Origin of the sequence: Radicibacter daui (assembly GCA_030657355.1) — a bacterium.
Classification (GTDB): Bacteria; Pseudomonadota; Alphaproteobacteria; order Radicibacterales; family Radicibacteraceae; genus Radicibacter; species Radicibacter daui.
Genome location: CP131056.1, coordinates 429459 through 442554 on the forward strand (window position 1 = coordinate 429459; position 13096 = coordinate 442554).

13 protein-coding genes are annotated in these 13096 nt (G+C 65.4%); 7 read left to right on the plus strand and 6 right to left on the minus strand.

What is annotated here, in order from left to right; all coding sequences use genetic code 11:
- The first annotated feature begins 5 nt into the window (after positions 1-5).
- Positions 6-329: a hypothetical protein gene (locus QTL98_RS02065; RefSeq protein WP_445680576.1), complete on the plus strand. Its 324-nt coding sequence runs from the start codon at positions 6-8 to the stop codon at positions 327-329.
- Positions 330-349: 20 nt separating this feature from the next.
- Positions 350-748 carry a metallopeptidase family protein gene (locus QTL98_RS02070; protein ID WP_445680577.1) on the plus strand — a complete coding sequence of 133 codons (399 nt, stop codon included), beginning with the start codon at positions 350-352 and terminating at the stop codon, positions 746-748.
- Here the strand turns inward: QTL98_RS02070 and QTL98_RS02075 are convergent.
- Together QTL98_RS02075 and QTL98_RS02080 are read right to left on the minus strand one after the other, a co-directional pair.
- The gene (locus QTL98_RS02075) at positions 742-1128 is read right to left on the minus strand and encodes a DUF3253 domain-containing protein (protein WP_445680578.1); all 387 of its coding nucleotides are present in this window, start codon (positions 1126-1128) and stop codon (positions 742-744) included. The genes QTL98_RS02070 and QTL98_RS02075 overlap by 7 nt on opposite strands.
- 55 nt (positions 1129-1183) lie before the next feature.
- Positions 1184-2482: an adenylate/guanylate cyclase domain-containing protein gene (locus QTL98_RS02080; protein ID WP_445680579.1), complete on the minus strand. Its 1299-nt coding sequence runs from the start codon at positions 2480-2482 to the stop codon at positions 1184-1186.
- Between the two features lie 309 nt (positions 2483-2791).
- On the opposite strand from QTL98_RS02080, the gene QTL98_RS02085 reads away from it, so the two are divergent.
- Both QTL98_RS02085 and QTL98_RS02090 read left to right on the plus strand, forming a co-directional pair.
- Positions 2792-4210 carry a homospermidine synthase gene (locus QTL98_RS02085; protein WP_445680580.1) on the plus strand — a complete coding sequence of 473 codons (1419 nt, stop codon included), beginning with the start codon at positions 2792-2794 and terminating at the stop codon, positions 4208-4210.
- A gap of 31 nt (positions 4211-4241) precedes the next feature.
- Positions 4242-5918: a hypothetical protein gene (locus tag QTL98_RS02090; RefSeq protein ID WP_445680581.1), complete on the plus strand. Its 1677-nt coding sequence runs from the start codon at positions 4242-4244 to the stop codon at positions 5916-5918.
- A 5-nt stretch (positions 5919-5923) separates the two neighbouring features.
- Here QTL98_RS02090 and mnmC1 read toward each other — a convergent pair whose 3' ends face one another.
- The gene (gene mnmC1 / locus QTL98_RS02095; RefSeq protein ID WP_445680582.1) at positions 5924-7183 is read right to left on the minus strand and encodes an FAD-dependent 5-carboxymethylaminomethyl-2-thiouridine(34) oxidoreductase MnmC1; all 1260 of its coding nucleotides are present in this window, start codon (positions 7181-7183) and stop codon (positions 5924-5926) included.
- Positions 7184-7384: 201 nt separating this feature from the next.
- On the opposite strand from mnmC1, the gene QTL98_RS02100 reads away from it, so the two are divergent.
- The gene (locus QTL98_RS02100; protein WP_445680583.1) at positions 7385-8158 is read left to right on the plus strand and encodes a winged helix-turn-helix domain-containing protein; all 774 of its coding nucleotides are present in this window, start codon (positions 7385-7387) and stop codon (positions 8156-8158) included.
- Between the two features lie 21 nt (positions 8159-8179).
- On the opposite strand, the gene QTL98_RS02105 is transcribed toward QTL98_RS02100, so the two are convergent.
- Positions 8180-8755 carry a YqgE/AlgH family protein gene (locus QTL98_RS02105; RefSeq protein ID WP_445680584.1) on the minus strand — a complete coding sequence of 192 codons (576 nt, stop codon included), beginning with the start codon at positions 8753-8755 and terminating at the stop codon, positions 8180-8182.
- A 195-nt stretch (positions 8756-8950) separates the two neighbouring features.
- On the opposite strand from QTL98_RS02105, the gene QTL98_RS02110 reads away from it, so the two are divergent.
- Together QTL98_RS02110 and QTL98_RS02115 are read left to right on the plus strand one after the other, a co-directional pair.
- Complete coding sequence (locus QTL98_RS02110; RefSeq protein ID WP_445680585.1) at positions 8951-11053, plus strand: protein-disulfide reductase DsbD family protein; 2103 nt, start codon at positions 8951-8953, stop codon at positions 11051-11053.
- 64 nt (positions 11054-11117) lie between these two features.
- Positions 11118-11600 (plus strand): peroxiredoxin, encoded by a 483-nt coding sequence (locus QTL98_RS02115; RefSeq protein WP_445680586.1) that lies wholly within the window; start codon positions 11118-11120, stop codon positions 11598-11600.
- Between the two features lie 45 nt (positions 11601-11645).
- Here QTL98_RS02115 and QTL98_RS02120 read toward each other — a convergent pair whose 3' ends face one another.
- Together QTL98_RS02120 and QTL98_RS02125 are read right to left on the minus strand one after the other, a co-directional pair.
- On the minus strand, positions 11646-12497 hold the full coding sequence (locus tag QTL98_RS02120) for a VOC family protein (protein ID WP_445680587.1): 852 nt from the start codon (positions 12495-12497) through the stop codon (positions 11646-11648).
- Positions 12494-13039, minus strand: coding sequence for a DUF924 family protein (locus QTL98_RS02125; protein WP_445680588.1), 546 nt, complete (start codon positions 13037-13039; stop codon positions 12494-12496). Before QTL98_RS02125 ends, QTL98_RS02120 begins: the two co-directional genes overlap by 4 nt.
- Positions 13040-13096 lie beyond the last annotated feature (57 nt).

Sequence of the window (13096 nt, forward strand, 5' to 3'; positions counted from 1 at the left end):
GGCTCATGTCCTCTTCGGCGCGGGGTCTGCTTATTCTGGCGGCCGCGGGGCTCTCCTGCCTTGTGCTGCTGCCCTTTCCGGTCTTGCTGGTGATGATCATCGGCAGTGTTGCGAAGCTTGCGGAAGCCGGGCAAGCCACGGTGCCGGTGTGGCTCTACGCGGCCTACACGCTGCTGCATCCGGTGCCACTCTTTGCCTGTGTCGGGCTGGCCTGGGCGCGTTACCAGCGGGGGCGGCCTCTGGCGCTGTGGCTCTGGCTTTGGTTGGCGCAGGCCGTGTTTTATCTGTTCATGAGCTTCGGCCCGGTCGGGCTTGTCGCGCGGGCATGAAGGGCAGCAGGAGAGGGTTGATGGCCGGGCATTTCAACATGGCGCCCACACTCGACGATATCGAGGCGATGGCGAAAGCCGCCTTCGGCGAGATCCCCGCCGATTTGCGCCAGCACGTCACCAACCTCACCATCACCGTGCAGGATTTTGCCGAGGATGACGTGCTGGAGGAGATGGGCATCGAAAGCCCGTTCGAACTACTTGGTCTGTATCAGGGCGTCGATATGGTGCGCCGGTCCATCAGCGATCCGGTGCAGGAAACCGAGCGTGTTTTCCTCTACCGCCGGGCGCTGCTCGATGTGTGGTGCGAGGGCGAGGACAGCCTGCCCGACATCGTGCGCCATGTGCTGATCCATGAGATCGGGCACCATTTCGGCTATTCGGATGCGGATATGGAGGCGATCGAGGACGCTTACTGAGCGTCCTCTTCCCCGTCCTCGAAACCGTCGGCTTCCGGTTCGCCAGCGGCTTCCTGCGCCAGATCGGCGGCAAGACGCAGGCGGATGATGCCCTTGGCCTCCTGCGGGGTCACCGGCTTGCCCTTGCGCAGAATCTCGATGCGGCCGGAGCCGGCAAGACGCTTGGCAATTGCCCGCACGCGGCCCAGCAGCTCGCGCCAGCCTTCGGCGTCCAGCGCCTGCGCCACCTCGTTCGGGTCAACGCTGCCTTCAACGCCCCGGGCTGTTGCCAGCGCCATGATGGCGGCGGCGATCTGCCGGTCGGTTACAGGCTGCGGGCCCCCGGGCAGGGCCGCTTCCGGCAGGTCCTGCGGGGTTTCGATATAGTCTTCGTCGCTCATCCTTACCGCCTTCATCGGTTACGGGCCGCCGGGGCCGGCTGCCGGGCGGCAGGGTTTAGTCGTTTCGCGCCTTGGGGTCGAGGCCGAAAACCTGCTGCGGCTCTTCATACCCCTTGAAGGTGTGGCTGCCGAGCGGGAGATAGTTGCCGGGATAAATCTCGACAAACCGTTTCGACACCAGAATGGTCTCGTGCAGCACCTTGCAGAGGGACTCGACCCGGGCGGCATAGTTGGCGGCGGCGCCGGTCACGGTGAATTCGAGCCGCGAGGCGGTGCCGACATTGCCGTAGAGCACCCGGCCGACATGCAGGGCGATGCCGATTTCCAGTGCTTCCTCGCCGCTTTCGCGGCGCTCGTCATTGTAGGTCTCCAGCCGCTGGGCGGCATCTCGCGCCGCATCGAGGGCGGAGCGGAAGGAGGCCCGGCACTGCGGGCTGAGCGAGGTGCCGCAATCGACCTGGCTGTTCTGGATCGGGAAGATGGCCAGCATGGCGTCGCCGATGAAGCGCAGCACCTCGCCGCCATGGTCCATCACCGCGCCGGCCATGCAGTCGAAATAGCGGTTCAGCAGGTTGAGGAAGGCTTCCGGCGGCATGGATTCGGCAAGGCGCGTGGAAGCGCGCAGATCGCAGAACCAGATGACGGCGTCGATGGTGTCCACATCGCCGCGCCGCGTGCGCCCTTCGAACACCCGGTTGCCGGCCCATTTGCCGATATAGGTGGTCAAAAGCTCGCGTGACATCAGGCGCAGCTGGAAGGTCTCCAGGATGCGCGCCAGCGCCGGCAGCGCATCATAGACCAGCTTGAGGTCCGTGCCGCTAAAGCCACCCGGATGCTTGCTGGCGAGGGTGATCGCGTTCTTCTTGCGCCCGCCGGAGAAATGGATCGGCAGGGCGACATAGTCGGTATAGCCCTCGTCCCTCAGGTCCGCGAGGATCGGGAAATCCAGCAGCGGCGCGGGGATGTCGAGCCGGCGGCGCACGGCGGCGGCATTCTGCTCGAACAGCACCCGGTAGGGGCTTTCCAGATAAAGCGGTGTCTCCAGGAGCTCATGCGGCACGCCGTTGGAATCGACCTTGTCGCCATCGGCTTCCCACGACACGCCAAAGCCCACCACCGTCGGGTGCAGCGTGCGCATGGTCACGCGGATACGGTCAACCGCCACTCCGGCCTGCACCAGCCGGCGCCCCAGCTGGGCGACGAGGGTGGTGAAGTCGGGCAGGTTCCACCCTTCCAGCAGCAGCCACTCCACGATCTCGTTGGAGGTCCAGCTTTCCAGGATGGGGGCGGTATCTTCGAGGGGCATGTCGTTCATGGCCGGAGCCTGAAGCAGGGCGGATGAGGGGAACTTCATGGGCGGGGCGCCTTCGGCAAACGCTCCGGCAGCGTGACGGTCTGTGGCCCCCTAGCTGCGGCGGCGGGTTTGGCCGTGCCCGCTGGACGCGTCACGGCTTTGCGTAGAATTGGTGTTTGCGGCGCTGCGGCGCAAGGGTGGCGTGTGCATTTGTCTGTTGCGGCAGACGCCGGTATTCGCGCCCCTGAGGAGCAAAATATATAAGCGGACTTATAAATGTGCAGCTTGCCATATGTTGCCTGACCCGTTAGGCGAAAGGGCATGTTCAACTGCAGGGCGCGGTTTCGGCGCTGGTGGAGGTATTTGTGAATGACGGGTCATATCCGGCACGCAACATTTGAAGGTTCGGTGCTCGTGCTTGGCACGGGCAGTGTTGGCCAGGGGCTGCTGCCTCTTCTTCTGAGGCATCTTGATCTGCCGTCCGAGCGGGTCCGCTGCATTGGCGGCGACGGGCGCGGAGCGGAGATCGCCGCCAGCCTTGGCTTGAAGTTCGAAAAACTGCCGCTCACACAGGCCAATTATGCCGCCTTGCTCAAGGAGCGGCTGGCGGCCGGTGATTTCCTTGTCAACGCGTCGGTCGATGTCAGTTCCGTCTCCCTGATGGAGCTCTGCCAGGAGATCGGCTGTCTCTATATTGACACCTGCATCGAGCCATGGAAGGGCGCCTACACCGACCACAGCCTGCCGGCCGAGCGGCGCACCAATTATGCCATGCGGCATACCGCGCGTGAGCTGGCGAAGCGCTATCCCGGCGGCCATACCGCCGTCGTCGCCCATGGCGCCAATCCCGGCCTTGTCAGCCACTTTATCAAGCAGGCACTGATCGACATCGCCCGCGACACCGGCTTTAAGACCGACGTGCCGAAAGGCCGTGACGGCTGGGCACGGCTGATGCAAGAGCTCGGCATCCGGGCCGTGCATGTGGCCGAGCGCGATACCCAATATTCCGCCCGCATCAAGCAGCGCGGCGAATTCGTCAACACCTGGTCGGTCGACGGGTTCTATTCCGAAGGCGCGCAGCCGGCGGAGCTGGGCTGGGGCACGCATGAAAAGGCACTGCCGGCCGGGGCCAGCACCTTCACCTTCGGAGCGGGTGCGGCAATCTATCTCGACCAGCCGGGCGCGCTCAGCCGCGTACGCAGCTGGACACCGCTGGAGGGCTCCTATCACGGCTTTCTCATCACCCATAACGAGGCGATCTCCACCTCGGACTATTATACGGTGATGGAAAATGGAGAGGCGTCCTACCGGCCGACCTGCCACTACGCCTACCACCCGTGCGACGACGCCATCCTGTCGCTGCATGAGCTTGCCGGGCGCAATCTCCATCTCCAGCCGCGCCAGCGCATCATGATGGACGAGATCGATACCGGCGTTGACGAGCTGGGGGTGCTGCTGCTGGGCCATGCCCGCGGCGCCTACTGGTACGGCTCGCGGCTTTCCATCCAGGATGCCCGCAAGCTGGCACCGCATAACAATGCCACTTCCCTGCAGGTGGTGGCGGCGGTACTGGGCGGCATGGTGTGGGCGATCGAAAATCCGAAGGCCGGCATCGTCGAGGCCGAGCAGATGGATTACGACCGCGTGCTGGAGGTGGCCTTGCCCTATCTTGGCGAGATGGCCGGCGTCTATAGCGACTGGACGCCGATCAAGGGACGCAACCAGCTCTATGCCGAGGCCGTTGATGCGGAAGACCCGTGGCAGTTCTCCAACGTTCTGGTGAAATGATGCCTCGGTGACGCCACAAGGGGGGATTCTCATGCGAGCCATCATGCACCATCACGAACGTCCCCCCTTGCCGTCCCGTCTTCGCCTGCTTCTGCTGGCCGCCGCCTCGCTTGGCGCGCTTGCCGCAACCGGTGCTTCTGCCGCCACGGCAACAAGCGATCCGCTGCCTCCCTGGCAGGGCCTGTTCAACGCCTATGTGGCGGCTCACCCGGACCTTACCGGCGATCCGGCCTTCACCAGCAGCTTTGCCATGATGCAGAGCTGTACGCCGGCAAGCCCGCCCAATGCCGGCCGCCAGCAAATGGCGAGCCACGATCTGATGCAGCTTGGCGATCTGGCCGCTGGCAGCACGGTGCGCCTGCGCCTTGCCACCCATCTGGGGGTCGATCAGTCCGGCGTCGTCGATTTCAACCCGCTGCCGCCGGGCAGCATCATTCCGGTGACGGCACCCGATCCCGAGCCGGGCTGTGCCCCGGTTTCCGGTGAATGGCCGCAGCGTTTCTCGGTGCATCTCGCCAATGGCGCCGCCATCGGCGACATAGCGAGCCCCGAGGCCGCTTCTCTTGCCGGCCAGCCGGCCTGGGTCGAGATGGATGCCGTGGTCGATCATATGGGCGACACCGGCGCCAGCGTGCCGGTCGAGATGCATGTCGTCGGCGCGCGCGTGCTGCTGGCCAATGCGCGCCTGCTCAAGACCTATGATGCCGCCGAGCTTGCCGCTGGCGGTGCCGGGGGCACCCTTGCCAGCCCGTTTGCCAGCAATGACCAGAAGGTCGGCCTTGCCTGGTTTGCCTTCAACGGCATGTCGCCGCCTGCCGGTGCGCCGGTGGTGGCGGATCTCGCCGCCAACCCGATGGCAACCAACCAGACCATGGGGCTGGACAGCACGGTCTCCGCGGTTCCGGGCGGTGTCGCCATTACGGCGCTGGCTTCCGGCTGGAGTGTGCCGGTCCAGGCCTTCAACCAGAATTTCTCGCTCGGCTTCGTCAATGCCAGCGAGTTTCATATCGTGCCTGTGCCGGGTGATATGAGTTCGGCGGTGGCGGGCGGTGCGCCGGCAATGGTGGAGGTAACCTTCACCCCCGTTGGCGCAGCCCCGGCTCACGGTGATGCGCCCCGGCTGGTCATGGCTCATATCGAAACCGTAACGCTGACTGTGCGGCCTTTCGGCCAGCCGCCGATGATCCGCACCGTGCGGACCGCCAGCGTGGCTGCGCCCTGGCATCCGTCGGTCGACAGCCGCACGGCGATGGATTTCGATATCAGCGGCATGCGTCCCGGTCAGGATAGCGCTACGGCTATTGCGGCCGCCCGGCAGAATTTCAGTGTGCGCCTGACGCCGTCCGGCAGCCGTCTTGTGCCGCCAGCTGCAACCTGCCCGCTTGATGGCACCGGCCAGCCGATTCCGCGCGCGGCCGGAGATTACCGCTGTGTCGTGGCCGATCTGGATGCCGCCGGCCTTGTTCGGCGTGCTCAGGTGGTAAGTGCCGTTCCCGGCGACCAGAGCAATGCGCTCGTCAGCGTGCTGATGGACCGTTATGGCGAGCCGACAGCCCGCGGCGGCGAATTGCGGGTTAATGGCGAGCCCGTGCCGGGTATCGTATTGGGCTGGGGTGCCGTGGCGCCGGATGGCAGCACGCCGATGACCGCCAGGCTCTGGCAGGATGGCAGCTATACCTATGAAATGCTGACGGTCGCCGCCCCCTGACCGTGTCAGCCGGCAGCACCCTGCTGCCGGCGGAGCTGCCGGATGATGAAGCGCCCGGGCTGGAGCAGTGCCTGCTCCTCGCCCGGCAACGCTTCCGTGCCCCCGCAAATCTGGCCGGCCAGCATCTCGGCGAGCAGGGGCGCCACTGTCAGCCCCCGCGGCCCGAGCCCGGCCATGACATAGAGCCCCGGCAGCCAGCGTGCCGGCGGCAGTCCGCCCCGGTGGGCGTTTTTGGCAAGCGGCGCATAGTCTTCGAGCCAGCCGGCGTGGTCGGGAACGGGGCCGGCCAGCGGCAGATGGTCCGGCGTCACCGCTCTGAGGGCAGCCCTGCCTTGCAGCGCCTCTTCCGGTTGGTCCGGCAGAATATCCCCCAGGGCTTCGCTCAGCGTTGCGAGATTGCGCCGGTGATCGGCGGCTTCGACCGTTTGCGGCCCGCCAGCCGAGTGATCGAAGGTTGCCCCCACAGCATGGCGCCCCTCCACCAGCGGCGTCATATAACCGCCAAAGACCAGCGCTGCCTGCAACCGGGCGCTCTGTGTCCCCGGCGGGGTCAGGGTTATCTGCCCGCGCCGGGCGGCCAGCGGCAGCCAGGCCGTTACCTCAAACCGTGCCGCTTCAAGCGCACTGGCAATCACGACGGTTTCGCTTTCCAGCGTTTCGCCATTGGCAAGGCTAATGCGCCAGCCAGTGGCGGTCCGGCTCAGCGCTGTTGCTTCCTGCCCCAGCATCAGCCGGTCTATGCCCGCCGTCAGCCGTGCGCAGGCACGGCGTGGCCGCAGCAGTCCGCCGTCTGCGCTCCATAGTCCGCCGGCGGGCAGTCTCGCCCCTGTCAGTCCTTGCGCTTCATCGCGGCCTACCATCCGGCCCTCGGCTGTTTCCAGCAGGCCAAGGGCGAGAAAGGCGGCGAGGCGCCGCTCCTCTTTTCCGGTCAAGGCGAGTTGCAGCACGCCGCAGGCGGAAAAGGCGTCTTCCGTCAGCTCTTCGTAAGTCGCAAGGGCACGGCGAAAGGCGCGGGCAAAAAACCGGGTTTCGGCATCGTTGCGCGCGGCAGGGCGCGGCATGACGATCCCGGCGGGATTGCCGCTGCCTTCCTGGGCCAATGCCGGGTGGCGCTCGATGAGCACCACCTCGCGCCCCCGCTTGAGAAGCGCGGCCGCAAGGGTTGCCGCCGCAATGCCGCCGCCGATCACCGTCACCCGTCCGGGCCGTGTTTCCGGCGGCACTTCCCAGGGTTGCCGCAGGTTTGTATGCAATTCAATGGTCAAGAGAGCGGTTTCATCCCGTATGTCCGCCATTAATTCGTGGCGCGATCAAATTACCTTGAGGCGTAAGTATAGTTCTTTTGGCGGCTTAACTTATCTCTCCGGATAGTGTCGCTGCGCATCGGTGGATGTTATCTATTTGTTGTTGGTAGATTTCTGCCATTATTCTCTAATCTTCGTGACCAAATCACTGCGGGGCGCTGAATGGGTCGTTCTCTGGCAGGTTCTGATGTCCCGACGCGCGGTTTGGGCGAGCGCATCCTGATCGTGGATGACGAGCCCGAGATCCGCTCCTTGCTGGACCGTTATCTCAGCGGCGAGGGGTTTGAGGTTATCTCTGTTTCCGGCGCGGTCGCCTGCAAGCAGTTTCTCGAACAGCAGACGGTTGAACTCGCCATCGTCGATCTCGGCCTTGGGGGCGGGGAAGACGGCCTGGCGCTGACCCGCTGGCTGCGTGAGCGTTTCAGCTTCGGCATCATCATCCTCACCGGCAAGAACGATGCGCTCGACCGTGTCATCGGGCTGGAGATGGGAGCTGACGACTATGTCGGCAAACCCTTCCTGCCGCGCGAGTTGCTGGCGCGCATGCGCAGCGTCCTGCGCCGGGTGCAGGAGGTGGAGCCCAGCCATGCGCTCGAACAGATGTGCTTCCGCGTCGATGGCATTACCGTCGACCTGCAGGCGCGCAAGGTCACCGGCCGTCAGGGCAGTCAGGTGCATCTCACCTCCACCGAATTCGAGTTGCTGGCCACATTGATGCGGGGTCGTAACAATCCGATTAGCCGTGATCAGTTGCTGGAAGGTGTGTTTGGCCGCGGCTGGTCGCCCTTCGACCGCTCGATCGATGTTCACGTCGCCAATCTGCGCCGCAAGATCGAGATCGATCCGAAGAACCCGGAAATCATCAAGACGGTGCGCGGCACCGGTTATGTGCTGGTTGGCCCGGTCGAGGTGATGAGCCAGCCGCTGCCCGCCTGACAGCCGCGCGGGAGCGGTGGCTCAGGCGTGGCCGGCATCGCTGGTGAGCATGCGCGGGTCGATGCCGATCTTGGCCATCGCCCGTTCCCATTTGCTTTCCAGATTTTCATCCCACAGCAGATCGGCATCGGCGGCAACCGTCAGCCAGCCATTGGCCTGCAACTCGTCATCCAGCTGTCCGGCCGACCAGCCGGCATACCCCAGCGCCATCATCGCCCGCGCAGGGCCTGCGCCGGCGGCAATCGCCCGTAGCACGTCGAAGGTGGCCGTCAGTGCCACGCCGCCATCCACCAGCATGGTGCCCTCATGCTGGTAATCGGCGCTGTGCAGCACGAAACCCCGCCCCGGCTCCACCGGGCCGCCATAATGCACCGGCTTGTCGGAGGGCATGTGCTCGCCGGTGACATCCAGCTGCGACATGAGGTCGGAGAAGTTGACGCTGCCGAACAGCCGGTTGACCACCAGACCCATCGCCCCCTCGGCATTGTGGGCGCACATGTAGATGACGGTCTTTTCGAAACGCGGGTCGGACATGCCGGGCATGGCGATCAGACACTGGCCGGTCAGGTAGCCATTGGCGGCTTGTTTGTCAGTCATCGGCGTTCACCCGTCATCCTTGCGCGGCCTGTTATTCCGGTCCCTGTCCGCTCGCAGACGATAAATTCTTCGTGTTGGTGGGTCCGTGCGGCTATCACCACCCTTGAAACTATCACCGCGCATCGCCTTTCTTGAAGTGCGCTTTAGAGCCTCATCTGGCCGTGGAGCGCAGAAATTCAACAGGAGCTGCCGAATTTGTCCTCCCGCGCCCCCTGGCCATGGCGTCTTGCCGCCTGCCTCATCCTCGCCCTTGCCGCCATCCCTGCGCTGGCCCGGGCCGAGGCAGGGCCGTGGGGCAGCGGGCCGCATACCAAGGCGCGGCTGGTCTCCGCGGTTACGGCGACCGGCGACCTCGCCAGTCTGCCCCTGGGGCTTGAAGTAGAGCTTGATCCCGGCTGGAAAACCTACTGGCGTTCACCGGGCGATGCCGGCCTGCCGCCGGGCCTGACCTTCAAGGGGCCGATCCGGGAAAATGGCTGGCAGCTTTCCTATCCGGCGCCCATGCGCTTCAGCCTCTTCGGGCTCGAGACTTTCGGCTATCACGACACGGTGTTGTTCCCGCTGACAGTCGAACCGGCCCGGCCGGGAGCACCGCTGGCGCTGTCCGTCGACGTCAATCTGCTGGTCTGTGCGGAAATCTGCATACCCGTCGACCTGCCGCTTTCCATCGATCTGCCGGCCGGACCGGCGACCCCTTCGGCCGATGCGCAGCGTCTGGCGATCTGGCGGGCGCGGGTGCCCGGCAATGGACGGATGGCCGGCCTTGCCATCAACAGCGTCGCGGTTGGTGCTGACGCCCTGACGGTCAATCTTTCCAGCAGCGATGGCACGTTTCGGACGCCGGACGTGATCGTCGAGGCTCCTTCAGGCTGGGCATTCGGTCCGCCGGAACGCCAGCTTGCTGCCGATGGCCGGCAAGCGACCTTGCGCCTGCCCTATACCGGCAGGCCCGATGCCGGGGCGAGCCTTGCCGGTGCTGCCCTTACCCTTACCGTGACCGACGGTGACCGGGCGATGGAAGAGGCGGTGACTGCCGGTGCGAGCGGCGGGGCCGCTGCGCCCATGGCGGCCGGTGCCCTGGCCCCGGCAGGGCTGTTCTCGATGCTGCTGGTGGCGCTGCTCGGGGGCTTTATCCTCAATTTCATGCCCTGCGTGCTACCGGTGCTCTCGCTCAAGGTGGCAAGCCTTGCCCGTCTGCAGGGGGCGGCGCCAGCCAAGGTGCGCAGCGGCTTTCTGGCAACGGCTGCCGGCATCATCGTCTCCTTCCTCGCGCTCGGGGCGGGGCTTGCCGGTCTCAAGTCGGCCGGGGCCGCCATTGGATGGGGCATCCAGTTCCAGCAGCCGCTTTTCCTGGCCTTCATGGCAGTGGTGGTCTCGCTTTTTGCCTGCAACCTTGCCGGCTTCTTCGAGATCCTGCTGCCGCGCCGCATTGTCGATGCCGTAAGCGGCCCGCTGCCGGTCACGGGCCGTGAACCGGGGCTTGCCGGCAGTTTTGCCGCCGGCGTCTTTGCCACGCTGCTGGCGACGCCCTGCTCCGCGCCCTTTCTCGGTACTGCTCTCGGCTTTGCGCTCTCGCGCGGCTGGAGCGAGATCATGGCCATCTTTGCCGTTCTGGGCATCGGCCTTGCCCTGCCCTACCTCGCGGTGGCGGCCGTGCCGGCTGTTGCGCGTCTTCTGCCTCGGCCGGGAGCATGGATGCTGTGGCTGAAGCGTGTGCTGGCGCTGGCCCTTGCCGGCACAGCCTTGTGGCTGCTCAGCGTGCTGGCGAGCCAGATCGGGTTTCTGCCCGTTCTGCTGGCCGGCGGGCTCCTTGTTCTCGGTGCGATCCTGTTCGCCCTGGCCCGCCGCCGGCAGCGCCTCGCCCTGCCGGCACTCCTTGCGATGCTGGCCATCCTGCCGCTGGCCTTCTTTGCGGCGTCAGGGGATCGGGGAGCAAACGCGCCGGCTCAGGGCGGCCCGTGGCTGCCCTTCTCCACCGAAGCGGTGGCCGGGGATGTTGCCGCCGGCAAGGTCGTTCTGGTGGATGTGACCGCCGACTGGTGCCTGACCTGCAAGGTCAACCGCAAGCTGGTGCTGGATGCCCAGCCGATTGCCGGGCTGCTGGCAAGCGGCGCCGTCACCGGCCGCCTTGCCGACTGGACCAACCCGGATGATGGCATTGCGGCCTATCTGGCGAGTTTCGGCCGCTACGGCATACCGTTTTACGCAGTCTACGGCCCCTCGGCGCCGCAAGGCATTGCCCTGCCGGAGCTGGTAACGGCCGAGACCATCCAGCAGGCCCTTGCCAAGGCTAGATAAAGCCCGGTCAATGGCGCATATCAGAGCGGCCAACCGTCAAGACGAGCCAGAAGGGCCCCAAGCGATGACCATCAAGGTTAATGACAGTTTCCCCGCGGTGACGTTGAAGCACCTGACCGAAAACGGCATGCAGGAACTGGATGTCGGCGCCTTCCTCAAGGGCAAGAAGATCGTGCTGTTTGCCGTGCCGGGTGCCTTCACCCCGACCTGCTCGGCCCGCCATCTGCCGGGTTATGTCGACCGTGCCAGGGATTTCGCCGCCAAGGGCGTGGATGCCATCTGCTGCATGGCCGTCAACGACCCCTTCGTGATGAAGGCCTGGGCCGAAGCCGGCAACGCCGCCGAAGCCATCACCATGCTGCCGGATGGCAATGGCGAGCTGACCGGCAAGCTGGGCCTTGAGCTCGATGCCCGCGCCAACGGCCTTGGCATGCGCTCCAAGCGCTTTGCCATGCTGATCGAGGATGGCGTGGTCAAGGATGTGCAGGTTGAGGCGCCGGGCGCCTTCGAAGTTTCCAGCGCCGATTTCATGCTGGGCCGCGTCTGATCCGGCAAGCGGCTGCCGGCCCTCGCGGGCGGCAGCCGCTTTTCCTCAGCTTTCGCAAAACTCCACCACGGTGCCGCAGGCGAATTGCGGCAGCACGACAAGGCGCTTGCCCTTTGCCGGGCTCGTCATAATGCCGGCGCCGGCCAGATAACGCCCGGTCGCCGTCAGATCCTTTACCAGCACACTCATGACGAACGGGGCGGGCAGGTGCGCCGGCAGCTTCAGCTCCGGATAGCGCTTGGCAGCCCGGGCCGGGTCAAGGAAGCGCAGATCATGCCGGCCAAGGGCGATGTCGAGCCGCCCCTTGCCAGTAAAGACGGCGTCCTTGCCCACGAGACGGCGCCACTGGGTTTCGAGGGCCAGCGGGTCCTCGACAATGAAGGTCAACCCCTCGAGGCCGATGGCGCCGTTGGCGTGTTTCAGCCATTCAGGCTCGCGCAGCAGCTCTGGCGTCAGATGTTCGCAGAAGAAGGTATTGCCGATGCCGGGCAGCAGGCCGGGTGGCGGTGGCAGCAGGCGGAAGGCCGGCTCCCGCATGCCTTCCGGGGCTTCCAGCAGGCGTGAGAGCGAGCTGGGCACCGGCGCCTCGAACCCCAGCGCAGCAAGGCGGGCCGCTGCAGCCATCGCGCCGCCGGCACCGGGGGCCAGCGCCAGCGTCATCAGCCCTTCGCCGCGGGTTGCCAGAAACTCTTCCAGCCCGTTGCTGGGTTGGGAGGCATCGACCAGCCCCAGAATCTCGACATAGTCCTCCGGAAACATCACGCAGTAATTGGCCGTGCCCCAGCCTTTGTGGCGCCCGCGCGGGCTCAGGGTGAACCCCATCGCGGCAAAGGCGGCGCGCGCCTTTTCAAGGTCGGCGGCGGCAACAAGCGGATGGTCAATGCCGGTCGCGATCAAAAGCTCAATCCTCCCTTTTCCATGTAAGCGGCCTCTTTGTCTGTCGGCATGCGCCCGAGCACGGCATTGCGGTGCGGAAAACGTCCGAACCGCTCGATGACGGCATGGTGCAAGCGGGCAAAATAAAGCCCTTCCTCATTGCCGAGCTTGGCCATCAGCGCGCAGCACATCGCCTGGTGACCCAGCTCCTCGCTATGCATCAACGGCATATAGAAGAAGTAGCGTTGAGCGGGGGTGAGGCCAGTGTCAAGGCAGCGTGCAACGCTGTGCATCACGAGTGCCGCCGACCGGCCATCTGCCGCGAAGGCTCTGGCATCGCCGCGATAGAGGTTCCGGCTGACCTGGTCCAGCAGCAGCAACAGCGCCAGCATGCCTTCCGGTGTTTCCTGCCAGTGATCGAGCTGGCCGGCAGACGCCTGCCCGTGCAGTGCGCCCAGCTCCTCCCGCACGCGCCGGTCGAAACCGGCATCCTTGTCGAACCAAAAGGGCTCGCTCTCCGGCGCGAACCAGAAGGCAAGAACACCGGCGGTATCATGGGCCATTCGAAGAAAACCTTTGTGCTGGGAGCAAAGAAAAAGGGGCATCCCGCAAGATGCCCC